Origin of the sequence: Devosia sp., assembly GCF_028290435.1 — a bacterium.
In the GTDB taxonomy this organism is placed as follows: domain Bacteria; phylum Pseudomonadota; class Alphaproteobacteria; order Rhizobiales; family Devosiaceae; genus Devosia.
In genome coordinates this window covers 1-24,110 of record NZ_JAQGJV010000033.1, presented here as the reverse complement: position 1 = coordinate 24,110, position 24,110 = coordinate 1, and the positions used below count along the sequence as shown (strand labels likewise).

Genomic DNA, 24,110 nt, shown 5'->3' with positions numbered 1-24,110 from the left:
GGGCGAGAGAGCGTCTTGTCGTCTAAAGCTTACTGAACGTTGGCGCCGACAGCGGTGTCCCACTGGCCGGTGATGACGGTCTTGGCAGCATTCTGTTCCTCGATGGTGGGGAACACGGCCTTGGCATAGCCTTCAGCTGGCGGCAGCGCGTCGAGCATTGCCTGCGGGATCGAGCCCTTGGCAGCCAGGTCGTTGAAGCGGATCGGGTGGCAATAGCCCTTCAGCCAGCCGAGCTGACCTTCGTCCGAATAGAGGTATTCCATCCACAGCTTGGCAGCGTTCGGATGGGGTGCGTAAGCGGAGATCGCCTGGATATACACGCCGGCGACGACGCCAGTCTTGGGAACGACGATTTCAGCCGCCGGGTTGCCGGCAAAGCTGTCGCGCCATGCGAGCAGGTTATAGTCCCAGGCGACGACGATCGGGGTGGTGCCCTGAGCCAGCGATGCGGACTTGCCGATCACGGGAACGAAGTTGCCGGCCTTGTTGAGCTCGCCAAAGAACTTGAGGCCAGCGTCAGCGGCACCAGCAGCGTCAGCACCGGTCGAAAGGCCGGCGGCGTAGACGGACTGGATAGCCTGGGAAGATGCGCGCGGATCACCAGCAAGAGCGACGGCGTTGGCATATTCCGGCTTGGCCAGATCGGCCCAGTCGGTTGGCATGGTGGTCACGATGTCCTTGTTCACCAGGAACGCCATCACGCCATAATAATCGCCATACCAGAAGCCATCGGCATCCTTGGCGTCAGCCGGGATCGAGTCCCAGGTCGAAACCTTGTAGGCCTGGATCAGGCCATCAGCCTTGGCCTGGGGACCGAAAGCCAGACCAACGTCGATCACGTCGGGAGCCTGCGGGCCGGTATTGCCCTGGTTTGCCTTGATGGCCTCGATTTCGTCAGCCGAGCCGGCATCGGGGTTGAGTTCGTTGACGGTGATGCCCGGATACTTGGCCTTGAAGCCTTCGATCACGGCGCCATAGCCGCACCAATCATGGGGCAGCGCGATGGTGGTCAACTGGCCTTCGGCCTTGGCAGCGTCGTAGAGTGCAGTCAGATCGGCCTGGGCAAACGCCGGGGCGCTTACAGCCATCACGGTGAGCATCGATACCGATGCCGCGAGCGCCTTGTTCATGATCATGTTCAGTCTCCCTGATTTTATGACTTGCCTCGCGCCATCCATGCCGACAGGTCGGAACGGGGATGCAAGGCGGGTAGATTTGTCGCAAGTCCGGCGAATGTGCTGCCCCGTTTCGCCGGTTACACGCCATTGCCCATAGCCGGGGCGCTGGCGAAGTGCCGGTGAAGTAATGAGGCTACGTGACAGTTGAATGACGGAGTAAAACGGTCCCATGGACCGTTTCAACGGGCTATGCGCGCCGCTGCGACCGGTTCATTCGACTGTCTGTATGGTCCATGAGCATCCCCCCGATTGCAATTGTGACAGTGCATGTTTGGATGAACTTAGTCCAGATGGTCAAAAATTGGTGCTGCAACGTTGCGAGAGGCTGCTGATCCGCCTTGGCGCTGGTCAAGCGAGCGCCGGGCACGGCTCCAGGCAAAACTAACTGTGAGCGCTCGGCTGAATCGCTTGGGCGAGAGGCAAGCATTGGAACGCGCACAGTTTTTTACCAGCCGTAGGGAATTTGGGGTAGCAATCCAGTTTAGATCGCTTCTAAACTACTGGGATTGTTATTGATTTTATAAGTTGAGATTGATAGTCCGCTTTGGATCGTCGCGTCCCATGCTGTTGGCCCGCGCAGAAATTAATCCTCTGGAGGAATTTTCCATGGTCCTGACCGGCACCAAAGCGCTCAAGCGCTACGCCCTGGTTCTCACACTGTCCGTAGCGCCCGTCGCGGCTTTCGCGCAGGCGCCGGCTGATGCGGACGTGCTGACCAATTACGCCAATATCGCCGAAGCCGGTTACGGCGATGCGCTGAGCACCGCGAAGGCGCTCGAGACCGCCGTCGATGGCCTGATCGCGACGCCCAGCGAGGCGACGCTTCAAGCCGCCCGCGACGCCTGGAAGGCCGCCCGCATTCCCTACCAGCAGACCGAGGCATTCCGCTTCGGCAACCCGATCGTCGACGATTGGGAGGGCAAGGTGAACGCCTGGCCGCTGGATGAAGGCCTGATCGACTATGTCGACGCCGGCTATGGCACCGAGAGCGACAGCAACCCGCTTTACGTCGCCAATATCATTGCCAACCCCAAGATCATGGTCGACGGCGCGGAAATCGACGCTACCGAGATCACCCCGGAACTGCTGCAGGACAAGCTGCAGGAAGCCGCTGGCGTCGAGTCCAATGTGGCGACTGGCTACCACGCCATCGAATTCCTGCTCTGGGGCCAGGACCTGCACGGCACCGGTCCCGGCGCCGGCGAGCGTCCGTTCACCGATTACTCGACCGCCGAGCATGCCGATCGCCGCGCCGCCTATCTCAAGGCCGCAACGACGCTGCTGGTGAGCGATCTGCAAGAAATGGTCGGCGATTGGGCCGAGGGCGGCGCTGCTCGCGAAGCCAGCCCGGGCCTCGGCATCGCGTCGATCCTGACCGGCATGGGCTCGCTGTCCTATGGCGAAGTGGCCGGCGAGCGCATGAAGCTGGGCCTACTGCTGCATGATCCCGAGGAAGAGCATGACTGCTTCTCCGACAACACCCACGTGTCGCACCTCAATGACGGCATCGGCGTGCGCAATGTCTATGTGGGCAAATACACCCGCGTCGACGGCTCGGTCGTCGAAGGCCCCTCGCTTTCGCAATTGGTTGCCGCCAAGGACCCAACGCTGGATACCGAAATCAAGGCGCTGCTCGACGACACGGTGGTCAAGCTGACGGCCATCGCCACCCGCGCGGAAAACGGCGAAGCCTATGACCAGCAGATCGCCGAAGGCAATGTCGAGGGCAATGCCACCGTGCAGGCCGGCATCGACGCGCTGATCGCCCAGACCCGCGGCATCGAACGCGCGGTCGCCCTGCTGCAGCTCGACAATGTCACCATCGAAGACAGCGACAGCCTGTCGAACCCGGATTCGGTGTTCGAGTAAGGATTAGCTCCACTCGTGTGGGGGGGCTCCCCCCACCCCTAACCCCTCCCCTCAAGGGGGAGGGGACTGGCTCCACTCGCTGCGACGCATCGGCTTGCTCGCCCCCTCCCCCTTGAGGGGAGGTCCGGGGTGGGGGTAAGCCAGAGCGAACTGGAAACCTCTAATGAAAACCCGCCTGACCCTCGTCCTCGTCGCGCTCCTTGCCACCGGCCTCGCCTTCGCGCAGGACAAGGTCAATGTCCGCACCGATTTGACTCCCGAAGACCTTGCCCGCGTCGTCCGCGTCACCGCGCCGACCACGGATTTCTCCAAGCCTGAAGCTTCGGAAAACCTGCAGGCCGGCAAGGGCACGACGAAGTTCACCGTCAATGCCGACTCGTTCTCCCATTTCATGGACAATCTGAGCTTCGAGCAGGAAGAAACCTTCAAGCTCGGCAATGCGCTGTTCCGCAAAATCTGGGTGAGTTCCCCATCCTCGACGCAGGCTTCGGACGGGCTGGGTCCGCTATTTAACGCGCGCGGCTGCCAGAGCTGCCATCTCAAGGACGGACGCGGCCATCCGCCGAGCATCGGCAATGACGGCGTTTCGATGTTCCTCCGCCTCTCGGTGCCGCCGGGCGAGAATGACACGCGCCTGGCCATGGATGGCGTCATCGCGGGCGAGGTGGGAGATCCCACCTATGGCACGCAATTGCAGGATTTCGCCGTGCCCGGCCTCAAGGCCGAGGGCCGCATGGTGATCGACTATACCGACCTCCCGGTGACGTTGGCCGACGGCACGGTGGTGACCCTCCAGAACCCGCATTATTCCGTCGCCGACCTCAACTACGGCCCGATGGCGCCCGATGTCATGCTGTCACCCCGCGTGGCGCCGCCGATGATCGGGCTAGGCCTCGTAGAGCAGATACCCGCCGCCGATATTCTGGCCCATGCCGATCCCGAAGACCTCGACGGCGACGGTATTTCCGGCAAGGCCAACTGGACCGTCGACCCGGTCAGCAACACCGTCATGATCGGCCGCTTCGGCTGGAAAGCCGGCATGGCGACCGTTCGCAGCCAGTCCGCCGCTGCCTTTGCGGGCGACATCGGCATATCGAACCCCATCGATAACCTGCCACATGGTGACTGCACCGAGCGCCAGCCCGAATGCCTGGCCATGCCGACCGGTGTTCAGGCCCGGCTCGGCGACTCCGAGGCCCCGGACCCGGTCATGGACCTCGTCACATTCTATTCGCAGACTCTCGGCGTGCCCGAGCGGCGCGATGCCGGCGATGCGGCGGTGCTGCGCGGCAAGGCAGCGTTCTATGGCGCCGGCTGCGCCGCCTGCCACATGCCCAAATTCATCACCAGCCGGGACGCGCCTGAGAAAATCCACCAATTCCAGCTCATCTGGCCCTATTCGGACTTTTTGCTGCACGATATGGGCGAGGGCCTTGCCGATAACCGCCCCGAGGGGCAGGCCGATGGCTACGAATGGCGCACGCCGCCGCTCTGGGGCATCGGGCTGACGCAGACGGTTTCGGCGCATACGCAATTCCTGCATGATGGGCGGGCGCGCAACCTGACCGAGGCCATTCTCTGGCATGGTGGCGAGGGCCAGAAGGCGCGTGACGCTTTCGCCGACCTGCCGAAATCCACCCGCGATGATCTCATCGCCTTCCTGGAGTCGTTGTGATGCGGATATTGCTGGCTCTGCTGTTCGCGATGATTGCCGGCCCCGCCATGGCGCAATTGTCCACCTCGCCCGGCGAGGTCATGCGCGGCGCGGTGAACAATTTCATCCGCCCGGCGATGACCGATTTCGGCGCCAAGGCGGACGTGTTGAGCAGCGCAGTCTCCCAACTCTGCACCACGCCGTCCGAAGCCAATTTGAGCGCTGTCGACGCCGCCTTCGGCGACACCGGGACTGCCTTCGGCCGCATCGAGGCGATCCGCGTCGGCCCGATCATGGACGAAAACCGCGCCGAACGCCTGTTGTTCTGGCCTGATCGCAAAGGCATCGCCCTCAAGCAGGTCCAGGCCATTCTGTCGAGCAAGGACGAAAGTGCCACCAATCCGGCAACGCTCAAGGACAAGAGCGTGGCCGTCCAAGGCCTGACAGCGTTGGAGTTCGTGCTTTACGGCACCGGCTTCGAGACGCTGCAGACCGCAGATGGTGCCTTCCGCTGCCGCTACGGTTCGGCCATTGCCCAGAGTGTCGCTGGCGTTGCCGATGAACTGGTGACCGCCTGGAATGCCGAGGACGGCATTGCGCTGCACCTGATGAAGCCGGACGCCACGTTCACCGATTTCCGCACGCCCATCGAGGCGCAGGAGGAACTGGTCGGCATCCTGTCGCATGGCATCGAGGCGGTGCGCGATACGCGGCTCAACCCATTCCTTGCCAAGGGCGACGTCGGCGCCAAGCCCAAGCTGGCGCTGTTCTGGCGGTCCGGCCTGACCGTGCCGATGATCCGCGCCAATGTGGATGGCCTGCAATCGTTGTTCGCGCTCTCCGGCATCAGCGGCGGCGTCCCCAACGATAAGGCGGATCTCCCGGCATCGATCACCGCCGAATTCTCCAAGGCCGACGCGGCGCTGGACCTGGTCACCGATCCAGTCGATGCCGCCGTGGCCGATCCCGCCCAAGCACAAGCGCTGGCCGATGTCGTCACCGCAACCCAGCAGCTTGGCGTACTGATCGGCGAACAATTGTCATCGGCATTGGGGCTCAGCGTCGGCTTCTCCTCCCTGGACGGAGACTGATCATGTGGCAGCGCCGGGCATTTCTGAAAGCGGCCGGCGTCGGCTTCGCGGCCAGCCTCATGCCGCAACAGCTCATGGCGCTGGAGCGCAACGAGCTGGTCTTTGCCTCCTCGGTGCAAACCAAGGCGGGTGGCTATGGCGCCGTGCTGATGGGCGAGCGCGGCGATGTCATCACCACGCTGGCGCTGCCCGATCGCGGCCATGACATCACCGTCAGCCTTGAGGCGGGTAGGGGCGTGGTGTTCGCACGCCAGCCCGGCACCTTTGCGGTTGTGTTCGATCCCGCCGGCAAAGAAGCCCCGATCACACTGACCAGCCCCGAGGGCCGCCATTTCTACGGCCACGGCGTGTTCTCGCCCGATGGCCGATGGCTCTACGCCACCGAGAGCGATTTCGAGGCGGCCAAGGGCGTTATCGGCGTCTATGACACCAAGGCCGGCTACCAGCGAATTTCCGAATTCCCCACCTACGGCACCGGCCCGCACGAATTGCTGCTCATGCCCGATGGCAAGACGCTGGTCATCGCCAATGGCGGCATTGAGACCCATCCCGATTACGGCCGCACCGAACTTAACCTCGATACCATGGACCCTTCCGTGGCCTTCGTGGATCGCACCACTGGCGAACTGGTCGGCCAATTGCGGCTCGATGCGGGTCTGCATCAACTCTCGATCCGCCACATGGCGGTGGATGCGCGCAGCCGCGTCTGGTTCGGCTGCCAGTTCCGCGGCAGCGCCAGCGCCAGCCCGCAACTGGTCGGCTATGCCACCATGGATGGCGAGATCAAGCTGATCGAACTGCCCAGCGATACGCTGCTTGATCTGCGCAACTATGTCGGCTCCGTCGCCGCCTCGGCTGACGGTTCAACCATTGCCGTATCGTCCCCCGAAGGCGACCTGCTGGTGGCCATTGATGCCGAAGGCAAGCGCCCCGTTCTGGTCGAAACCCTGCGCAACGGCTGTGGCCTCGCCCCCGATGGCACCGGCTTCGTCGCCAGCAGCGGCGAGGGCGAACTCATCGGCATCGCCGGCTCCGGCGAAGCCCGCCGGCAGTTCGATTTTTCGTTTGATAATCACATGTTGCGGGTGGGGTAGCCTACTTTTCCGCCATCACCGGCCCTGAACTCTGCCGCAGCACCAGTTCAACCGGCCACAATTCGTGGATATCCTCGACCGGCTTGCCCGACAAGATCTGCAGGATCAGCTCCGCAATCCGCACCCCGGCGGTCCGGATGGATGACCGCGTCGTCGACATCGTCGGGTACATGTTGTCGGCGTTGAGATACGGAAACACGTCGTCGTGGGCGATCATCGAGACTTCTTGGCCCAGGGTCAGCCCGGCTTGTCGAATGGCGCGGAATACGCCCAGCGCCGTCATCATCGAGCCAGCGAGAAACGCCGTGGGGCGGGGACGCAGTTCGAGCATGGCCTGGGCCAGGCGGAACGCGACTTCGTCGGTGAAGGTGGAATTGCCCATCAGCGCCGGATCGAACGACACCCCACGCGCCGACAGGGCCGCCAGATACCCAAGTTCACGGTGCTCGGCAAAGGTCTGTCCCTTCATGCCATTGAGCAGCGCGATCCGCCGGTGTCCGAGGTCGAGCAGGTGCGAGGTGGCGCGTTCGATGGCGCCGGTATTGTCGATATCGAGCCAGGCCAGCGGCCGGGCCGCGTTGGTGCGGCCGTGCAGCACGAAGGGCAGGCCTAGGTCCATCAACAGTTCGGCGCGCTGATCGTTGAGCTTGGGCGATTGCAGAATGACCGCATCGACGCGCTGGCTGGCGGCGAAGCGGCGATAGGCGGCGATTTCGTCCTGATAGGTCTCGACCGTCGAGACCAGGATATCGATCTCTTCGGCCGCGAGTCTTTCACCCACACCCCCCAAAAACTCGCTGGAATGCGGGCCGAATTCGGTCGAGGCGCGCAGCACCATGCCGATGGCCCCGGCGCGGCCGGTGGCCAAGCGCAGGGCGCTGGCATTGGGGCGGTAACCCAGCCGGGCGGCGGTCTCGGCAACGCGCAGGCGTGTTGCCTCGTTGACCTCGGGATAGCCGTTCAGGGCCCGGCTTACCGTGGTTTGAGACAGGCCCAGATGTTGCGCGAGATCTTTCAGCCGCATTGATTGAAACTGCCCCGGGCCATCATTGAACAGTCGCGCAATGCCGGTAAAACCAGGCGATTTGCACTGTCTGAAACTTGCCTTAGGGGCACGCGTCCGCTTTGAACAGCGGTTTCGCGCATCTCCTCCTGGGATCATTCAAAGCGATTTCAAATTTTTGCGCAAGCCCGGATTTTGGCGGCAGTTTTGTGAGGTACGTTCCTCACCCAGGTTTTCTGCGGCGAGCCGAGCGTTAGGATTTGGCGGACATCAAGCCATTGCAAACAAACAATAAATTCTGAAAGTCTTAAATTGTCCCTAGAATCTGTATCGCCGCAGCTTGACAGAAATTGTGCGCTCTGGTTGTTTTCTCCCCAAAGCGCTTTGGGAACTCGAGTGGTTTCAGTCACCGATCCGGGGTGCTTTTTGGGGGAGGACTTGCGGAACCTGGTTGGCGCCCGTGCGCATCAGCCGGTTTTGGCGCTCTCCCTGCCTATTGGTTCATTTGGGAGGATATCTATGAAGATCAATAAGTTGCTCGTCGGTCTGCTGGCCAGCGTCACGCTGCTTTCGACCGCGGCTCATGCGGCGCAGCTGGCTGTCGTGTCGGGCGATACCGGCAATGGCCTGGCGTTCCTGCAGGAACAGCTGAAGAAGTTCGAGGCCGATACCGGCAACACCGTCACCATCGTGCCGATGCCGTCTTCGACCACCGACCAGTTTGGCCAGTACAAGCTGTGGCTCGCTGCCGGCAATGCCGATATCGACGTCTACACCACCGACGTGATCTGGGCTCCCCAGCTTGCCGACCAGTTCCTCGATCTGACCGATGCCGCCAAGGGCGTCGTGGCCGACCACTTCCCCTCGATCATCGAATCCCAGACCGTGAACGGCAAGCTCGTCGCCATCCCGGCCTATACGGATGCGCCGGCCCTGTTCTACCGCAAGGACCTGCTCGAGAAGTACAAGAAGGAAGTGCCGAAGACCTGGGCTGAGCTCAAGGCAACCGCGCAGGAAATCCAGGACGGCGAACGCGCCTCCAACCCGGATATCTATGGCTTCGTGTTCCAGGGCAATGCCTATGAGGGCCTGACCTGCAACGCCCTTGAATGGGTGAAGTCCTATGGCGGCGGCCAGATCGTTGAGGCCGATGGCACGATCTCGATCAACAACCCGCAGGCTGTTGCCGCTCTCGAAGAGATCAAGAGCTTCGTCGGCACCATCTCTCCTGAAGGCAACCTGGCCTATATGGAAGAAGAAAGCCGTGGCGTCTGGCAGCTCGGCAATGCCGTGTTCATGCGCAACTGGCCTTACGCCTATGCGCTGGGCAATGGCGATGACTCGGCCATCAAGGGCAAGTTCGACGTGGCTCCCCTGCCAGCTGGCGAAGGCGCCGACGCGCGCTCGGCAGCCACTTTGGGCGGCTGGAACTATGCCGTGTCCAAGTACTCCAAGGCTCCCGAAGAAGCCATCAAGCTGGCGCTCTATCTGAGCTCGGCTGAAGTGCAGAAGAACCGCGCCATCCAGCAGACCAACCTGCCCACGATCCAGTCGTTGTATGACGATGCGGACGTGCTCAAGGCTGCGCCGTTCATGGCCGCCTGGAAGGAAATCTTCCAGAATGCCGTGCCGCGTCCTTCGGCTCCCACCAAGGCCAACTACAACGAAGTGTCGTCCAAGTTCTGGAGCGCCGTGCACAACACCCTCGCTGGTGACGGCACTGCCGCCGAAAACCTGGAACTGCTCGAAGCCGATCTGAACGACCTCAAGGGCTCCGGCTGGTAAGTCCTCCTACCGAGCCACGCGAAGCGGGCGGCAGGGCTTTCCCCGCCGTCCGCTTTGCGCAAAGATAAGCTTAAAACTGGGGAGGAGACTGAACGATGGCGACGGACACTCTAGCGCCGCCGATGGCATTGCCCGGCGTGAGAATCAAATCGGAGCTGATGCAGCAGCGCGCCCGCGCTGCGCGGTGGTTCCTCCTGCCCATGCTGATCGCATTGGCGGTAGTGGCGGGCTGGCCATTGCTGCGTTCGATCTACTTCTCATTCACCGATGCCTCGCTGAACAATCTGTACGGCGCCGAATGGGTCGGTTTTAACAATTACCTGCGCTGGACCACGCTCGACAGCGGCAAGACCGTTTATCGCGGCTTGCTGGTCGATCCCAAGTGGTGGGGCGCCGTCGGCAATACGCTCCGGTTCGCCGCCTATTCGGTCACCTTCGAAGCCATTTTCGGCATGATCGTCGCCTTGGTGCTCAACGCCGAATTCAAGGGTCGCGGCATTGTCCGCGCCGCCATCCTGATCCCCTGGGCCATCCCGACGATCGTGTCCGCCAAGATGTGGAGCTGGATGCTCAACGACCAGTTCGGCATCCTCAACGACCTGGGCATGAAGCTGGGCCTGCTGAGCCAGAAAGTCGCCTGGACCGCCAATGCCGATACGGCCATGACGGCGGTGCTGATCGTGGATATCTGGAAGACCACGCCGTTCATGGCGCTGCTGATCCTGGCCGGCCTGCAGATGATCCCCAAGGATATCTATGAGGCCGCCGAGATCGATGGGGTGCATCCGGTCAAGCAGTTCTTCCGCATCACGCTCCCCTTGGTGCGTCCGGCCCTCATGGTCGCGATCATCTTCCGTCTGCTCGATGCGCTGCGTATTTTCGACCTGATCTATGTGCTGACGCCCAACAGCGACTCGACCAAGACCATGTCGGTGCTGGCGCGCGAAAACCTGTTCGATTTCGACAAGTTCGCCTACGGCTCGGCGATGTCGACCATGCTGTTCCTCATCATCGCTGTGCTGACCATTTTGTATATCTGGCTCGGCAAGGTTCGCTTCGACGGGGGAGATCGCTGATGGTCGGCACGTTTGATCTTTGGAAAGTCACCAAGACGACCCTGTTCTATCTGTTGGTCATCTTCATCGTCGTGGAGTCGGTATTCCCGTTCTACTACGCGATCCTGACAAGCTTCAAAACCGGCACCGACCTGTTCCGCGTCAGCTATTGGCCGGACTCTTTCAGCTGGGGCAATTATGCGGCGGTGCTGAATACCGGCAGCTTCCCGCGTAACCTGCTCAATTCGGTGTTCATCTCGGCCACCACGGTGCTGCTGGCGCTGTTCCTGGCCATCACCGCCTCGTTCGCGCTCAGCCGCGTGCGGTTCCGTGGCCGTGGCCTGTTGCTGATGACCATCCTGGCCGTCTCGATGTTCCCGCAGATTGCGGTGCTGGCGGGCCTGTTCGAAGTCATCCGCTCGCTGGGCATCTACAACACCCCCTGGGCGCTGATCTTCAGCTACACGATCTTCACGCTGCCGTTCACCGTGTGGGTGCTGACCACCTTCATGCGTGACCTGCCCATCGAGATCGAGGAAGCCGCCATTGTCGACGGGGCGAGCCCCTGGGTCATCATCACCCGCGTGTTCATGCCTTTGATGTGGCCGGCGCTGGTGACGACGGGGCTCCTGGCCTTTATCGGCGCCTGGAACGAGTTCCTGTTCGCGCTGACGTTTACCTCATCGAACGACACGCGGACCGTGCCGGTGGCCATCGCGCTGCTCTCGGGCGGGTCGAGCCACGAAATTCCGTGGGGCGCCATCATGGCGGCCTCCGTCATCGTCACCATACCGCTGGTGGTACTGGTGCTGATCTTCCAGCGCAAAATTGTTTCCGGCCTGACCGCCGGCGGCGTCAAGGGTTAGGGAAACACCGCAATGGCAAACATTCAACTCCGCAACGTCCGCAAGGCCTTCGGCGCTGTCGAAGTCATCAAGGGCATCGATCTGAATATCCGCTCGGGCGAATTCATGGTGTTCGTCGGCCCCTCGGGCTGCGGCAAGTCCACGCTGCTGCGTCTGGTGGCGGGCCTCGAGGACATCACCTCCGGGGAACTGGCCTTCGACGGCAAGGTGGTCAATGGCCTCGCCCCGTCAAAGCGCGGCATCGCCATGGTGTTCCAGTCCTATGCGCTCTATCCGCATATGACCGTGTTCGACAACATGGCCTTCGGGCTGACGCTGGAAAAGGGCACCGACAAGGACGAAATCCGCAAGCGCGTCGAAAACGCCGCAGAACTGCTGCAGATCACGCCCTATCTGGCGCGCCTGCCCAAGCAGCTTTCCGGTGGCCAGCGCCAGCGCGTCGCCATCGGCCGCGCCATCGTGCGCGATCCAAAGGTGTTCCTGTTCGACGAGCCTTTGTCCAATCTCGATGCCGCCCTGCGCGTCGCCACCCGCATCGAAATCGCCAAGCTGCATGAGAGCATGCACAACGTGACGATGATCTACGTGACCCACGATCAGGTCGAAGCCATGACGCTGGCCGACCGTATCTGCGTGTTGCGCGATGGGCTTGTCGAACAGGTCGGCACGCCGATGGAACTCTACGAAACCCCCGACTCGCTGTTCGTGGCCGGCTTTATCGGCTCGCCCAAGATGAACTTCATCGCTGGCGACAAGGCCAAGCCGTTCGGCGCCCATACGGTGGGCGTGCGCGGCGAACACCTGGTGATCAAGCCGAGCGATGGCACCTGGAGCGGCACCGTCATCCACACCGAAAATCTCGGGGCGGACAGCTATGTCTACCTCGAAATGGGCACCGAGGAGCCCGTCGTGGTCCGCCTCGACGGCGTCAATAACTACAAGAGCGGCGACGTGGTGCATATCTCGCCGATGGACGACAAGATCCATCGCTTCGACGCGGCCGGCAAGCCGATCCGGTAGCCGACAGACGCGACTACGGGGGAGATCGAACACAGGGGCGCCGAACATCAAGTTTGGCGTCACTTTCTTGGCGGGTTGTTCCGCCACCTTATCAACAGCGGCGCGTTGCCCCGAGCGGGTTTGCAAAACACGCCGAAATTCAAATTTCTATAGGAGACGACTATGGCGATCAGAACCCTGGTGTGGGGCGAAAACGTTCACGAACAGAAGAACAAGGTCGTTGCCGACAATTATCCCGAAGGGATGCATACCCAGATTGCCAAGCTGCTCTCGCAGGACAGCAATATCGTCGCCAAGACCGCGACCCTGCAGGAGCCTGAGCATGGCTGCACCGTCGAGGCGCTGGCCAATACCGATGTGCTGGTCTGGTGGGGCCATGCCGCCCACGGCCAGGTCGAAGACGAGATCGTCGAGCGCGTCGCCAAGCGCGTCTGGGAAGGCATGGGCCTGATCGTCCTGCATTCGGGCCATTTCTCCAAGATTTTCAAGCGCCTGATGGGCTCGCCCTGTGCGCTGCACTGGCGTGAAGCGGGCGAGCGCGAGCGCCTCTGGGTCGTCAATCCGGGCCATCCGATCGCCAAGGGCCTGCCGGCCTATTTCGAGCTCGAAAACGAAGAAATGTACGGCGAACCCTTCTCGGTGCCGGAGCCGCTGGAAACCGTCTTCGTGTCCTGGTTCCAGGGCGGCGAAGTGTTCCGCTCGGGGCTGACCTACCGCCGCGGCGCCGGCAATGTGTTCTACTTCCGCCCCGGCCACGAAACCTATCCGACCTATCACGACGACACCGTCGGCAAGGTTCTGCGCAACGCGGTGAACTGGGCCTACAATCCCGAGAGCCATCCCGAAATTCTCGATGCTCCGAACACCCCGGTCGAGGAAGCCATCGAAAAGATCGAAGAGCGCGGTCCCAAGCTGCATCACGGCCGCGAAGAAGGCTTCCGCTAAGGATACGCCGATCTCCAGGTGAGGCTGGCCTGCAAATGGCGGTCTTCTGCGCTTCCGGTGCTCACGTACCTCAGTACGCTCCGCTCCGGTTCTCGAAGACCGACATTTTCGGCTCAGCCTGACCTGGACCTCGACATATCCTGGGTGCCCGCATAACCAAGCAAATTATAGCCGCCGGACCGGCAGGCAAACGATGAACTGATCACTGGCGTGGTCGAGAAGGAATAAAAGAATGCGGCTGCTCATTCTGGGTACCGGAGGCATGGCCAACCAGCATGCCAAACATTTTGCCGCCATCGAAGGCGTGACGCTGGTCGGCGGCGTTGACGTCGATCCGGCACGGGTCGAGGCATTCTGCGCCACCCACAATATTCCGCGCGGCTTCGGCTCGCTCGATGCGGCCCTAGCTTGGGGCGAATTCGACGCGATCGCCAATGTGACGCCCGATAGCGTCCACCACGCCACCACCATGGCGGCGCTGCATGGCGGTAAGCACGTGTTCTGCGAAAAGCCATTGGCGACCGATCACCAGAAGGCCATGGAAATGACCGAGACGGCCGAACGGCTCGGCCTCATCAACATGGTCAACCTGACCTATCGCAACGTCGCGCAGCTCCAGAAGGCTCGCGAAATCGTTGCCTCCGGCCAGGTCGGCACGGTCAAGCATTTCGAGGCGAGCTATCTGCAAAGCTGGCTCGTCAGCAAGGCCTGGGGCGATTGGCGCACCGAGAGCCAGTGGCTGTGGCGCCTGTCCAAGAGCCATGGCTCCAACGGCGTGCTCGGCGATATCGGCGTGCACATCCTAGATTTCGCCGCCTATGGCGCCTGCAGCGATTACGCCAAGGTATTCTGCCGCCTCGAGACCTTCGAGAAGGCTGAAAACAACCGTATCGGCGAATACGATCTCGACGCCAATGACAGCTTTGCCATGACGGCGCAGATGGAAAATGGCGCCCTCGGCGTCATCCACGCCACCCGCTGGGCCACCGGCCATTTCAACGAGCTGCGCCTGCGCATCTATGGCGAACTGGGATCGGTGGAAGTGCAGCATCGGCACGACTGGAGCAAGCTGATGACCTGCCTCGGCCCCGATGCCGAAACCGGCACCTGGACCGAAGTCGCCTGCGACCCCGTGCCGACCAATTACATGCGCTTCGTGGAAGCCGTGCGCAGTGGCGTCAATCTGGAGCCGTCATTCCGCCACGCCACCAATATCCAGAAAGTGCTCGACCTCGCCACGGTCACCGACCGCGACCACACCGAACACAAGGTGGCGTAAGCGCTGCTGTTTTGAGTTGGAAAGGCCCGGTTTCGACCGGGCCTTTGTTTCGATCGCGAAATCATCAGCCCTTGCAACCCGCCCCAGGGTTTCCGATTTATCGTCTCAACAATCGGAGCACATTCATGGCTATTCTCGGCACCATTATTATCGGTTTCCTCGCAGGCCTGATCGCCCGCTGGGTCACGCCGGGCAATCATCATCCGCGCGGTTTTATTCTCACCACCGTGCTCGGCATTGTCGGCGCCGTGGTGGCTACTTGGCTTGGCCAGCAGATCGGCTGGTACGGCCCGGGTGACGGGGCCAATTTCATCGGTGCCATCGTGGGTGCCGTCATCGTGCTCCTGGGCTGGAACCAGATCGCCCGCCGAGCCTAGTCAAGCAGCCGGCGCGGGCCCGGACCATGCGCCGCCAGCTTGTCTTCCCAGTTCAATAGCCCGCAGCGGTCGATCGACAGGCAGCCGCAGCCAATGCAATCAACCATGCCGCTGCGCAGGCGTTGCAATTGCGCAATCCGTGCGTCCAGCCCCGCCGCCCAGCGGGTTGACATCGCCTCCCAATCCTCGCGTGATAGCGGCCGTCCCTCGGGCAGGCTGGCGAAGGCCAGGCCGACTTCGGCCAGTGAAATTCCCAATTCCTGCGCCACGTGAATAATCGCGACCCGCCGCAGCACGTCCTTGTCATAGCGCCGCTGGTTGCCGGCCGTGCGGTGGCTTTGGATCAGCCCCTTGGCTTCATAGAAATGCAGCGCCGACACCGCCACCCCGGCCCGCTCCGCCACCTGCCCGACCGTCAATTCTTTCGCCATCGTCGCTCTTGACCTCAACTAATGTTGAGGTTGTAGACCCGCATCCAGCTCTTGGAAAGGGACGACCGATGACGACCAGCATGCCCCATATCGATGGGCTCTATGAAACCCACCTCACAGTCGCCGATCTCACCCGGTCGATTGCGTTCTATCGCGACGTGGTCGGGCTCGAACTCGCCAAGACCTTCGCCGAGCGCCGCATCGCCTTTTTCTGGATCAACGACAAGAAAACCAGCATGCTGGGCCTATGGGAGACCGGCAGCGGTCCACTGCGCCTGCATCTGCACATCGCCTTTCGCATGAGCGTCGCGGGCGTTCTGGCCTCGGCCGCAGCCTTGCAGGCACATTGCGTCGCCCCTCTCGGCTTCCACGGCGAGCCGTCATCCGAACCGGTAGTCTTGAGCTGGATGCCGGCAGTCTCGCAATACTTTTCCGATCCAGACGGCCATTCCATCGAGTTCATCGCCATACTGGACGACGCGCCGGATGACGCCTTCGGCATCGGGCCGTATTCGGCTTGGCTAACGCGATAACACAACAAAAAGGGCGCCCAGTGGGCGCCCTTCGCGGCCTAGATCATTGAAAAATCACTTGATCTCGGTGATACGGCCATCGGTGTAAGGCGTGTAGCTGCCGCCCTGCTTGGCGATGTAGTCGGCGACCACTTCTTCGAGCGGGGGGCCGAAGTCGTAGGCGTTGTCGCCGTCGGCAAAGGTGCCATAGCCGTCGCCGCCACCGCGCACGTAGTTGTTGGTGACGATCGTGTAGGTGGCGTCCTCGTCGATCGGGCCCCAGGCGTCGCCTCCGATCAGCACCTGTACGTCGCTGACACGTTCGCCGGACGGCTTCTTCAGATCGAACGAATATTTCAGCCCGGCAACCTGGGCGAAGCGGCCAGCACCGTTCTCCACATCGCTGACGCCGTTTTCCAACGCTTCGATCACGTCAGCGCCAGAAACTTGTACTGTTGCCAATGTGTTAGAAAAGGGCAGCACGGTGATGACTTCACCCTTGGTGATGTCACCCGCGTCGATCGAGGCCCGCACGCCGCCGCCGTTCTGGAAGGCGATGGTGGCGCCCTGGCCGCTTGCGCGGTCGAGGATGGCGTCGGCCAACAGGTTGCCCATGGCGCATTCCTGCGCCCGGCAGGTTTCGCGCGAACCGTCGATGGCGGCCGTAGCGCTGCCGATAACGACGCTCATAGCTTCCTTGATCGGGCCGGCAAGTGCGGTCAACTGCGTGGCGAAGTCAGTGTCGCCCTTGACCGAAGCGTCGATCAGGAAGGGGGCGCCCTCGGCCTTGGTGACGACGCCATTGTCATCCCAGGTCACCGCGATATCGCCCAGATATTTGCCATACTGGTTGGCCGTCACGATCGGCACTTCCACGCCATCGGGGTTTTTGACCATGGTGGGGTAGGGGCCGGCGGCCTTCTCGTCGGTGTTGGACAGCAGGGTGTGGGTGTGACCGCCCACGATCACATCCACCAGCGGCAGCGCCGCCGCGACCTGCTGGTCCATCGGATAGCCGATATGGCTGAGCAGGATGATCTTGTCGACGCCGGCAGCGTCGAGCGCTTCGGAGGCGCCGCGCACATATTGGATCACGTCGGTGAACTCGACATCGTCGCCCGGCGAAGAAATATCGGGTGTGTCTTCAGTCGTCGCGCCGATGATGCCGATCTTTTGCCCGCCAACTTCGATGACGATCGAGCCCTTGATCTTGCCGCGCAGATCGGGCGAGCGGGAAACGTCGAAATTACCGCCGATGATGGGGAATTTGGCCGCAGCGATGAATTTGGAGAATTCGGCCGGGCCGTCGTCGAATTCGTGGTTGCCAGTGGCAACGACGTCAAAGCCCATCTGGTTGAAGAAGTCCGAGACCACTTTGGACTTGTAGGTTGTGTAGTAGAGCGAGCCCTGGAAATTGTCGCCGGCCGAGATCAGCAGCGAGTTGCCATCCTTGAATTCGGCACGCTTGGCGTCGATTTCGGTCTTCAGCCGCGCGATGCCGCCAAAGCATTCGCCCTTGGCGTCGGTCTCGGCATTGCAGTCGCTGTCGGTGCCGGTAATGGGGTCGAAGCGCGAGTGGAAATCGTTGATGTGCAGGATATTGAGCGTGAAATCGGCGTAAGCCGCGCCGGAAAAGCCGGCCATCATGGTCAGCGCCGTTGCGCCGAGAAGTAATTTTTTCATCCCTGTCATCCTTTGGTTTTTATGCGTGAAGTCCTTCGGCAATGCATCGGCCATGGCGCTAGGTGGCCGGCCGCGACGAGGCATGAGTTAACCAGTAATTTATGACATGGGAAAGTGGACCGGCCGGTCAAAATCTGCCGCCGCAGCCGATAGCCGGTTCAGCCTTTCTCAACCATGGCGACCAAGATTGCATCCTAGCCATGCAACCGTAAGCATTGCGGCAAGCGCGCCCGCCTAGGATAGCTCAATCAATCGCCTGGTCTCTTGAGGAAATCCCGTGAGCGCAGCCTTGTTCAGCATGATGCCGAATGCCACGCCAATACCGGTGGAAGGGCCGTCGGTCATGGGCCAGTTGGCGGCGTTCGTCGCCATCGGCGCAGCAGGCGCGGCGGGGTTCGTGGCGCTGTCGAGCCTTGCCAGCCATGTAGTGGGATCGGAAAGTTCCTGGGTCAATGCGCTGTGCTATGCGGCGCTGATTGGGCCGGTCTATCTCGCCCATCGCCGCTTTTCCTTCCAGTCCGAGCTGCCGCACAGCCATGCGCTGCCGCGTTATATCGGCGTGCAGTTGATGGCACTCGTGCTGGTGACGCTGTTTTCCTTTGTTGTCTATGGCGTTCTGGGCATGACTTCGGTGGTCGCGGCCACGCTGGTTATCGCCCTGACTTCGGGGCTCAATTTCGTGGTGCTGCGTGGCTGGGCCTTCGCCCAACACGCGCCAGTCACCCTGTTCGCGTTGCGGCCGATTGCCCACGACTAACGCCTCGGGTTCCAAAACCGTCACTTTGCGATAAGCTCCGCCGCGTTGATTTGCGGGGATTTGAGCATGCGCAGTGCATTGATTGTTTATGGTGGCTGGGCCGGACATGACCCGGAAGAGTGCGCGGCGATCTACCGCCGCTGGCTGCACGAGGATGGGTTTTCCGTGCGCATGGCCACCGAAACTTCGGCCTTCGCCGATCCCTCGATCCATGATCTCAGTCTGATCATTCCGATCTTTTCCATGGGCACGATCCAGAAAGACGAGGTCGAGAACCTGACTCGCGCCGTGCAGAACGGCGTCGGGCTGGCGGGCCATCATGGCGGCATGAGCGACGCCTTCCGCGATGCGGTGGACTACCAGTTCATGGTGGGCGGGCAGTGGGTGCAGCACCCCGGCAATATCGTCGACTACACGGTCGATATCACCAAGCCGGACGATCCGATCATGGCTGGCCTCAAGAGCTTCCCCTACACGTCCGAGCAATATTACATGCATGTCGACCCCTCCAACGAGGTGTTGGCGACGACGACATTCACCGGGGATACTGCACCGTGGATCGAGGGCGTGGTGATGCCGGTGGTGTGGAAGCGCCGGCACGGGCAGGGCCGCGTATTCCACTCGACGCTGGGCCATCAGGCCAAGGAATTCGAAGTGCCTGAAATGGCGACGATTCTGCGCCGTGGCCTCAATTGGGCGGCGCGCGAAGAGCTACCAGCGTAGCGCGAAGCGGCCGATCAGCGCGCCGAGGGCGGCCACCACCAGAATGCCCAGCGTGTACCAGAGCGTCAGGAACATCATGCCGTTCTCGCCGCAGTGGAAGGTATAGACCCAGGCCCCGGTGCCGCCGGCAAACAGTCCGGCGGCAAGGCCGGCCAGGGTCGCGCGCGCCGGTGCCATGCGCCGCAGCACCAGCATCACGGCAGCCAGTACCGGCAGCGACAGACCCACAATATAGAACGGGCAAACCAGCGATGAACCGCCCACGATCAGATGCATGGTCTGGTCGGCCGGCATGATCATCAATTGCATCGCGGCCCCGATGGCCAGCAATACGCCCAACCCGATCGCCGCGATCCAGGGCCAGCGCGTCCGCCCATCCGGGCGCGCCAGCACGATGGTGGCGCAGAAACCCAGCACCGCCAAAGCGAAGGTATAGAAGGACTTGGTCCAGAAGATCATGGTGGTTGGCGCCGTGGCGATATCCTCGCGCAGGCCCAGCATCATATACATGGCGATGGTCGCAATGATGCCACCGACAACCAGCGCGCCGATCAGCAATTGCCACATCAGGCCACGCCGCACCGGGCGCACATCGGCGCTCAATCTGGCGATCAGGTCATCGGTCATCGCGGCCTCCCGCGAAACGGGCGGTGAGGGCCTTGAGCCCGCGATGGATCGAGACCTTGGCGGCCGTCTCGGTCATGCCGGCGGCCTTGGCGGCCTCGGCAATGGAGGCGCCCTCGACCTTGACCTGCCGGATCAGCGCGCCGGTGCGTGGCGACACGGTCTGCAGCACGGTATCGACATCCATGCGGGCGGCGGCGTCTTCGCTCTCGTCACGGGCGAAGATCGGCGCGTCATCATCGAGCTGGACGGTGGGGCGAATGGCGTGGCGGCGGATGTGATCGACGAATTTATGGTGCGCGACCGCATGCAGCCAGGCGGTGAATGGCCGGTCGCGGTCATAGGTCATGCGGCGAGAGTGAACCGCCAGCAAAGTCTCCTGCACCAGATCCTCCGCGTGCGATGAATGGGCGGCGTGCAGCCGCCGGGTGAAATAGGGACGCAGGTGCCGGCTCAGTTCGGCCAGCAGCGTGCGATAGGCAACGGCATCGCCATCCAGCGCGGCGAGCATCAGCGCTCGCAACCGCGTTTCTATGGTGTCCGTCTCGACCATCACAGCGCCATTCGTCTCCACCCGCGCAAAGGTTACATCGGAGTTGATGCAAAGCGCCATGGCGATCATTTTCGATCACGAGCGCGTGTCCGGGTAACCACCGATGTGCGGGCCGCGAATGGGGAGCATGATCCACGTCAAAGGGGCGTGGTCGAGATCAGGAAAACAATCATGCGCTTCAATCTCCACATCGCCTCGCTCCCCGCCCTCGCCCTGCTGATGGCTCTATCCGCCGCGCCTGCCGCTTTTGCCGAAGACGCGATGGCGCCCGCCGCCGGCGCTATGGCTCCCGCCGCCGACGCTATGGCCCCTGCGGCCGACGCAATGGCTCCCGCAGATGCAATGGCCCCCGCTGATGCAATGACGCCGATGACCGACGAGCAGCTCAAGGCCTGCCTCGACAAGGCCGGCACCGACAAGACCGCAATGGATGCCTGCCACACCATGCACAATGGCGACGCGATGGCCCCCGATGCGATGGCACCGGCGGACTCGATGGCTCCGGCCAATGCCATGGCGCCAGTCGTTAAATAACATTTAAGTGATATCGGCCGGCCGCGCCGCGCTGTACCGTTCCTTCATGGACGGCGGCGTGGGGCGGTCGGAGCGTCCAAGGGGAATTGTCATGAGCGTCGAGACGGCTGCGCCGGCCACCAGGGGCCCGCTGATCTATCGCCAATCGATCTGGACCCGCGTTACCCATTGGATCTGGGCAATCTGCCTGTTCTTCCTGCTGCTCAGCGGGCTGCAGATTTTCAATGCCCATCCCTCGCTCTATATCGGCCAGCAATCGGGCTTCGAGTTCGATAATGCGGTGCTGTCCATGTCCGCGATCAATACCGATGCCGGCCCGCGCGGCCGCACCACCATCCTGGGCCAGCAATTCGATACCACCGGCGTATTCGGCATGAGCGGTTCGGCGGACCGCCCGCAATTCCAGGGCTTTCCCGGCGCCGCCACCATCCCGTCCTATCGCGATCTCGGCACCGGCCGCGTGGTGCATTTCTTCTTCGGCTGGGTGTTCGTGCTCACCATGTTCGTCTGGTTCCTTGCCAGCTTTTTCAACCGCCACATCTGGCGCGATATCATCGTCAAGCCCAGAGACGTCGCGGGCCTGCCCAAGGATATCGTCGATCACGCGACGCTGCGGTTCCACCACGGTCGCAGCTACACGCCGCTGCAGAAGGTGGCCTATTTCGGGGTGTTCTTCATCCTGTTCCCGCTGATCATCGCCACCGGGCTGACCATGTCGCCGGGGATGGATTCGATGTTCCCCTGGTTGCTGGATATCTTCCAGGGAAGGCAGACCGCGCGCACCATCCACTTCATCACCATGGCGCTGCTGGTGGGGTTCTTCATCATTCACATCATCATGGTGATCATCGCCAATCCGTTCAACGAACTGCGCTCGATGATCACCGGCTGGTATCGCGCCAGCCCCGGCACGCCACTCAATGAGGGAGACAAGCCATGAGCCGCATTATCACGCGACGTGGCCTGCTTGGCCTGGGCGCCGCCGCCGGATCGTCACTGATCCTATCGGGCTGCGATCAGTTCGACTTTCTGGGCCAGCGGGGCGGGGCAGCGCGCACCTTCCTCGAGCAGGCCAACGTGATGACCTATAAGGCGCAGCGTTTGCTCATTGGGGAGCAGACTTTGGCGCGCGAATATGCGCCCAGCGAAATCCGCCAGGGCCAGCGCCCTAATGGCTCAACCGATCCGACCACGCCGGAATATCTGGCGCTCAAGGCCAATAACTTCGCCGATTACAAGCTGACGGTGACTGGCATGGTGGAGCAGGAGGTGAGTTTTTCGCTCGATGAGCTCCGCAATATGCCCGCGCGCAGCCAGATCACCCGCCACGATTGCGTCGAGGGCTGGAGCTGCATCGCCAAATGGACCGGCACGCCATTGGGCCCGATCCTCGACATGGCCAAGGTCAAGCCGCAGGCGCGGTTTGCCGTCTATCATTGCTACGACAACATCGAGAAGACGCTGTCTGGCGACATCATCTACTATACCTCATCGGACCTGATCGACGCCCATCACCCGCAATCGATCCTCAGCTACGGGCTCAACGACCAGGTTTTGCCCGTTTCCAACGGCGCGCCGATCCGCCTGCGCATTGAGCGGGCGCTGGGCTACAAGCAGCCGAAATTCCTGCACACTATCGAACTGGTTGATGACCTGTCGCCCTTCGGCAAAGGCAAGGGCGGGTACTGGGAAGATACCGGCTACGACTGGTATGGCGGGATTTAGTCGCGAGCACTCGGCGTCTGGTTCCATCAACAAGTGTTTTTTCCGCGCCCTCGCCTGGAGGGTTAGAGTTTCGCCGTCGGCCATGGCGACCGAAATGAGGATGACATCATGAAATTGGCAAGCATTTCCCGGGCCATTGGCCTGCTGACGCTGGCAAGCACGGCTATCGTTTCCTTCGACGTGGCGGCACAGGCCGCCGAAAGCGTGCGGCTGCGTGGTACGATCACGAGTTTTGAAGGCTCCACTCTTGTCATCAAGACCCGTGAGGGCGAGGACAAGACCGTGGTGCTGCCCGATGGCTGGGCGGTGTCGAGCGTTGCGACTGCCTCGGCCGCCGATATCAAGACCGGGGACTATGTGGGCATTGCCTCGCTGCCGAATGCCGATGGCAGCGATGGCGCGCTGGAGGTGCTGATTTTCCCCGCTGCGCTGAAGGGCGCCGGAGAAGGCAGCTCGGTCTGGGATCTGCAGCCGGGCAGCACCATGACCAATGCGACCGTCGCTAACGTGGTCACCTCCGACGATGGCCATTCCGTCAAAGTGTCCTATCAGGGCAACGAGAAAACCATCGACATTCCCGAAGTCACGCCGATCGTTACGTTCGCCCCCGCGACCAAGGCGGACCTGGTGCCCGGGGCGGTGGTGTTCATCCCCTCCGAAGTGGCCGCTGATGGCACCATTTCGGCCCATACGGTCGTCGTCGGCACCAAGGGCGTCGTCCCGCCGATGTGATTGCGGCGGTTGGTGGAGAGGTTCTCATCATGCGCCACTGTGGCACGACGCCTCCCACCCACGGCGTCACCCCGGCACGGGCCGGGGCCTAGAGATATCGCCCCCGCCGCAAGGTCGCCGCATAGTGCGGCATCGTGGCTCCGACCACCCCCACCCAACCTCCCCCTCGCGGGGGAGGAGTCTACCGATGAGTTGAACTGGATCGCGCCTCAAGAATGGCGCGTACTCCTCCCCCTGCAGGGGGAGGCCGGGTGGTGGTGTTGGATAGCCCGTGGCTGTCGTGCCCTCACCTTGCTTGGCACAATGTCTCTAAAAACGCGGTGTCATACCGGCGCAGGCCGGTACCCATCTCGAGATATCGCCGCAGCCGCAAGGTTGTCGTGGTAATCCATGATCTGGCGGTGCGCTCCGCCATCGCAGGATGGCCCCCCGCCTGCGCCGGGGTGACACCGAGTGTGGGGACGCCTTGTGCCCCTTACCCAACTAATCCCCACCCCCAAATCCTCCCGCATACTCCCTCCCGATATCTCCACAATGGCTGCGGGTTCGCGACGAACGGCCGTGGGGAGTTTGGTGGGAGGGGAATGCGGTCGCGCGATCCCTGGGCCAGCGCGACGTTC

The 24,110-nt window shown here is 62.2% G+C and carries 24 protein-coding genes; 18 read left to right on the top strand and 6 right to left on the bottom strand.

Annotation, left to right across the window (positions count from 1 at the left end; genetic code table 11):
- Positions 1–29: 29 nt before the first annotated feature.
- Complete coding sequence (locus tag JWP26_RS08875; protein WP_299725961.1) at positions 30–1,136, bottom strand: ABC transporter substrate-binding protein; 1,107 nt, start codon at positions 1,134–1,136, stop codon at positions 30–32.
- A 648-nt stretch (positions 1,137–1,784) separates the two neighbouring features.
- Between JWP26_RS08875 and JWP26_RS08870 the strand changes: the two genes are divergently transcribed.
- The 4 genes from JWP26_RS08870 (at position 1,785) to JWP26_RS08855 (ending at position 6,886) form a co-directional block, all read left to right on the top strand.
- Positions 1,785–3,047 carry an imelysin family protein gene (locus tag JWP26_RS08870; protein WP_299725958.1) on the top strand — a complete coding sequence of 421 codons (1,263 nt, stop codon included), beginning with the start codon at positions 1,785–1,787 and terminating at the stop codon, positions 3,045–3,047.
- A gap of 163 nt (positions 3,048–3,210) precedes the next feature.
- The gene (locus JWP26_RS08865; RefSeq protein WP_299725955.1) at positions 3,211–4,722 is read left to right on the top strand and encodes a di-heme oxidoredictase family protein; all 1,512 of its coding nucleotides are present in this window, start codon (positions 3,211–3,213) and stop codon (positions 4,720–4,722) included.
- Positions 4,722–5,792, top strand: a complete 1,071-nt coding sequence (locus JWP26_RS08860; protein ID WP_299725953.1) for an imelysin family protein — start codon at positions 4,722–4,724, stop codon at positions 5,790–5,792. The genes JWP26_RS08865 and JWP26_RS08860 overlap by 1 nt, the downstream gene beginning before the upstream one ends.
- 2 nt (positions 5,793–5,794) lie before the next feature.
- Positions 5,795–6,886: a DUF1513 domain-containing protein gene (locus JWP26_RS08855; protein ID WP_299725950.1), complete on the top strand. Its 1,092-nt coding sequence runs from the start codon at positions 5,795–5,797 to the stop codon at positions 6,884–6,886.
- A 1-nt stretch (position 6,887) separates the two neighbouring features.
- Here JWP26_RS08855 and JWP26_RS08850 read toward each other — a convergent pair whose 3' ends face one another.
- Positions 6,888–7,910, bottom strand: coding sequence for a substrate-binding domain-containing protein (locus JWP26_RS08850; RefSeq protein WP_299725947.1), 1,023 nt, complete (start codon positions 7,908–7,910; stop codon positions 6,888–6,890).
- Positions 7,911–8,408: 498 nt separating this feature from the next.
- On the opposite strand from JWP26_RS08850, the gene JWP26_RS08845 reads away from it, so the two are divergent.
- From JWP26_RS08845 to JWP26_RS08815, 7 genes are all read left to right on the top strand, one after another.
- On the top strand, positions 8,409–9,674 hold the full coding sequence (locus JWP26_RS08845) for an ABC transporter substrate-binding protein (RefSeq protein WP_299725944.1): 1,266 nt from the start codon (positions 8,409–8,411) through the stop codon (positions 9,672–9,674).
- 95 nt (positions 9,675–9,769) lie between these two features.
- Complete coding sequence (locus JWP26_RS08840) at positions 9,770–10,750, top strand: carbohydrate ABC transporter permease (RefSeq protein WP_299725941.1); 981 nt, start codon at positions 9,770–9,772, stop codon at positions 10,748–10,750.
- On the top strand, positions 10,750–11,595 hold the full coding sequence (locus tag JWP26_RS08835) for a carbohydrate ABC transporter permease (protein ID WP_299725938.1): 846 nt from the start codon (positions 10,750–10,752) through the stop codon (positions 11,593–11,595). The genes JWP26_RS08840 and JWP26_RS08835 overlap by 1 nt, the downstream gene beginning before the upstream one ends.
- 12 nt (positions 11,596–11,607) lie before the next feature.
- Positions 11,608–12,615 carry an ABC transporter ATP-binding protein gene (locus tag JWP26_RS08830; protein ID WP_299725935.1) on the top strand — a complete coding sequence of 336 codons (1,008 nt, stop codon included), beginning with the start codon at positions 11,608–11,610 and terminating at the stop codon, positions 12,613–12,615.
- 162 nt (positions 12,616–12,777) lie between these two features.
- Positions 12,778–13,560, top strand: coding sequence for a ThuA domain-containing protein (locus tag JWP26_RS08825; RefSeq protein WP_299725932.1), 783 nt, complete (start codon positions 12,778–12,780; stop codon positions 13,558–13,560).
- Between the two features lie 232 nt (positions 13,561–13,792).
- Positions 13,793–14,839, top strand: a complete 1,047-nt coding sequence (locus JWP26_RS08820) for a Gfo/Idh/MocA family oxidoreductase (protein ID WP_299725929.1) — start codon at positions 13,793–13,795, stop codon at positions 14,837–14,839.
- 125 nt (positions 14,840–14,964) lie between these two features.
- Positions 14,965–15,216, top strand: a complete 252-nt coding sequence (locus tag JWP26_RS08815; RefSeq protein WP_299725925.1) for a GlsB/YeaQ/YmgE family stress response membrane protein — start codon at positions 14,965–14,967, stop codon at positions 15,214–15,216.
- Here the strand turns inward: JWP26_RS08815 and soxR are convergent.
- On the bottom strand, positions 15,213–15,647 hold the full coding sequence (gene soxR, locus JWP26_RS08810) for a redox-sensitive transcriptional activator SoxR (protein WP_299725923.1): 435 nt from the start codon (positions 15,645–15,647) through the stop codon (positions 15,213–15,215). The two genes, JWP26_RS08815 and soxR, sit on opposite strands and share 4 nt — an antisense overlap.
- Before the next feature lie 68 nt (positions 15,648–15,715).
- Here soxR and JWP26_RS08805 point away from each other — a divergent pair, with 68 nt between their 5' ends.
- The gene (locus JWP26_RS08805) at positions 15,716–16,180 is read left to right on the top strand and encodes a VOC family protein (protein WP_299725920.1); all 465 of its coding nucleotides are present in this window, start codon (positions 15,716–15,718) and stop codon (positions 16,178–16,180) included.
- Between the two features lie 54 nt (positions 16,181–16,234).
- Here the strand turns inward: JWP26_RS08805 and JWP26_RS08800 are convergent, their stop codons facing one another.
- Positions 16,235–17,842: a bifunctional UDP-sugar hydrolase/5'-nucleotidase gene (locus JWP26_RS08800; RefSeq protein ID WP_299725916.1), complete on the bottom strand. Its 1,608-nt coding sequence runs from the start codon at positions 17,840–17,842 to the stop codon at positions 16,235–16,237.
- Between the two features lie 277 nt (positions 17,843–18,119).
- Between JWP26_RS08800 and JWP26_RS08795 the strand changes: the two genes are divergently transcribed.
- Together JWP26_RS08795 and JWP26_RS08790 are read left to right on the top strand one after the other, a co-directional pair.
- A complete protein-coding gene (locus JWP26_RS08795; RefSeq protein WP_299725913.1) occupies positions 18,120–18,599 on the top strand; it encodes a GtrA family protein in 480 nt (159 codons plus the stop codon).
- Between the two features lie 66 nt (positions 18,600–18,665).
- Positions 18,666–19,322, top strand: a complete 657-nt coding sequence (locus JWP26_RS08790; RefSeq protein ID WP_299725910.1) for a ThuA domain-containing protein — start codon at positions 18,666–18,668, stop codon at positions 19,320–19,322.
- On the opposite strand, the gene JWP26_RS08785 is transcribed toward JWP26_RS08790, so the two are convergent.
- Both JWP26_RS08785 and JWP26_RS08780 read right to left on the bottom strand, forming a co-directional pair.
- Positions 19,311–19,949 (bottom strand): DUF1109 domain-containing protein, encoded by a 639-nt coding sequence (locus JWP26_RS08785; RefSeq protein ID WP_299725907.1) that lies wholly within the window; start codon positions 19,947–19,949, stop codon positions 19,311–19,313. The two genes, JWP26_RS08790 and JWP26_RS08785, sit on opposite strands and share 12 nt — an antisense overlap.
- On the bottom strand, positions 19,939–20,469 hold the full coding sequence (locus tag JWP26_RS08780) for a sigma-70 family RNA polymerase sigma factor (protein WP_299726000.1): 531 nt from the start codon (positions 20,467–20,469) through the stop codon (positions 19,939–19,941). Before JWP26_RS08780 ends, JWP26_RS08785 begins: the two co-directional genes overlap by 11 nt.
- 201 nt (positions 20,470–20,670) lie before the next feature.
- Here JWP26_RS08780 and JWP26_RS08775 point away from each other — a divergent pair, with 201 nt between their 5' ends.
- The 4 genes from JWP26_RS08775 (at position 20,671) to JWP26_RS08760 (ending at position 23,490) form a co-directional block, all read left to right on the top strand.
- Complete coding sequence (locus JWP26_RS08775) at positions 20,671–21,033, top strand: hypothetical protein (RefSeq protein WP_299725904.1); 363 nt, start codon at positions 20,671–20,673, stop codon at positions 21,031–21,033.
- Positions 21,034–21,124: 91 nt separating this feature from the next.
- Positions 21,125–21,973: a cytochrome b/b6 domain-containing protein gene (locus JWP26_RS08770; RefSeq protein ID WP_299725901.1), complete on the top strand. Its 849-nt coding sequence runs from the start codon at positions 21,125–21,127 to the stop codon at positions 21,971–21,973.
- Positions 21,970–22,758: a molybdopterin-dependent oxidoreductase gene (locus JWP26_RS08765; RefSeq protein WP_299725899.1), complete on the top strand. Its 789-nt coding sequence runs from the start codon at positions 21,970–21,972 to the stop codon at positions 22,756–22,758. The genes JWP26_RS08770 and JWP26_RS08765 overlap by 4 nt, the downstream gene beginning before the upstream one ends.
- Before the next feature lie 108 nt (positions 22,759–22,866).
- Positions 22,867–23,490: a hypothetical protein gene (locus JWP26_RS08760; protein ID WP_299725897.1), complete on the top strand. Its 624-nt coding sequence runs from the start codon at positions 22,867–22,869 to the stop codon at positions 23,488–23,490.
- The last annotated feature ends 620 nt before the right edge of the window (positions 23,491–24,110 follow it).

Coding starts and splice junctions, on each gene's coding strand:
- JWP26_RS08875 (WP_299725961.1), bottom strand. CDS start 1,136: ATGATCATGAACAAGGCGCTCGCGGCATCGGTATCGATGCTCACCGTG.
- JWP26_RS08870 (WP_299725958.1), top strand. CDS start 1,785: ATGGTCCTGACCGGCACCAAAGCGCTCAAGCGCTACGCCCTGGTTCTC.
- JWP26_RS08865 (WP_299725955.1), top strand. CDS start 3,211: ATGAAAACCCGCCTGACCCTCGTCCTCGTCGCGCTCCTTGCCACCGGC.
- JWP26_RS08860 (WP_299725953.1), top strand. CDS start 4,722: ATGCGGATATTGCTGGCTCTGCTGTTCGCGATGATTGCCGGCCCCGCC.
- JWP26_RS08855 (WP_299725950.1), top strand. CDS start 5,795: ATGTGGCAGCGCCGGGCATTTCTGAAAGCGGCCGGCGTCGGCTTCGCG.
- JWP26_RS08850 (WP_299725947.1), bottom strand. CDS start 7,910: ATGCGGCTGAAAGATCTCGCGCAACATCTGGGCCTGTCTCAAACCACG.
- JWP26_RS08845 (WP_299725944.1), top strand. CDS start 8,409: ATGAAGATCAATAAGTTGCTCGTCGGTCTGCTGGCCAGCGTCACGCTG.
- JWP26_RS08840 (WP_299725941.1), top strand. CDS start 9,770: ATGGCGACGGACACTCTAGCGCCGCCGATGGCATTGCCCGGCGTGAGA.
- JWP26_RS08835 (WP_299725938.1), top strand. CDS start 10,750: ATGGTCGGCACGTTTGATCTTTGGAAAGTCACCAAGACGACCCTGTTC.
- JWP26_RS08830 (WP_299725935.1), top strand. CDS start 11,608: ATGGCAAACATTCAACTCCGCAACGTCCGCAAGGCCTTCGGCGCTGTC.
- JWP26_RS08825 (WP_299725932.1), top strand. CDS start 12,778: ATGGCGATCAGAACCCTGGTGTGGGGCGAAAACGTTCACGAACAGAAG.
- JWP26_RS08820 (WP_299725929.1), top strand. CDS start 13,793: ATGCGGCTGCTCATTCTGGGTACCGGAGGCATGGCCAACCAGCATGCC.
- JWP26_RS08815 (WP_299725925.1), top strand. CDS start 14,965: ATGGCTATTCTCGGCACCATTATTATCGGTTTCCTCGCAGGCCTGATC.
- soxR (WP_299725923.1), bottom strand. CDS start 15,647: ATGGCGAAAGAATTGACGGTCGGGCAGGTGGCGGAGCGGGCCGGGGTG.
- JWP26_RS08805 (WP_299725920.1), top strand. CDS start 15,716: ATGACGACCAGCATGCCCCATATCGATGGGCTCTATGAAACCCACCTC.
- JWP26_RS08800 (WP_299725916.1), bottom strand. CDS start 17,842: ATGAAAAAATTACTTCTCGGCGCAACGGCGCTGACCATGATGGCCGGC.
- JWP26_RS08790 (WP_299725910.1), top strand. CDS start 18,666: ATGCGCAGTGCATTGATTGTTTATGGTGGCTGGGCCGGACATGACCCG.
- JWP26_RS08785 (WP_299725907.1), bottom strand. CDS start 19,949: ATGACCGATGACCTGATCGCCAGATTGAGCGCCGATGTGCGCCCGGTG.
- JWP26_RS08775 (WP_299725904.1), top strand. CDS start 20,671: ATGCGCTTCAATCTCCACATCGCCTCGCTCCCCGCCCTCGCCCTGCTG.
- JWP26_RS08770 (WP_299725901.1), top strand. CDS start 21,125: ATGAGCGTCGAGACGGCTGCGCCGGCCACCAGGGGCCCGCTGATCTAT.
- JWP26_RS08765 (WP_299725899.1), top strand. CDS start 21,970: ATGAGCCGCATTATCACGCGACGTGGCCTGCTTGGCCTGGGCGCCGCC.
- JWP26_RS08760 (WP_299725897.1), top strand. CDS start 22,867: ATGAAATTGGCAAGCATTTCCCGGGCCATTGGCCTGCTGACGCTGGCA.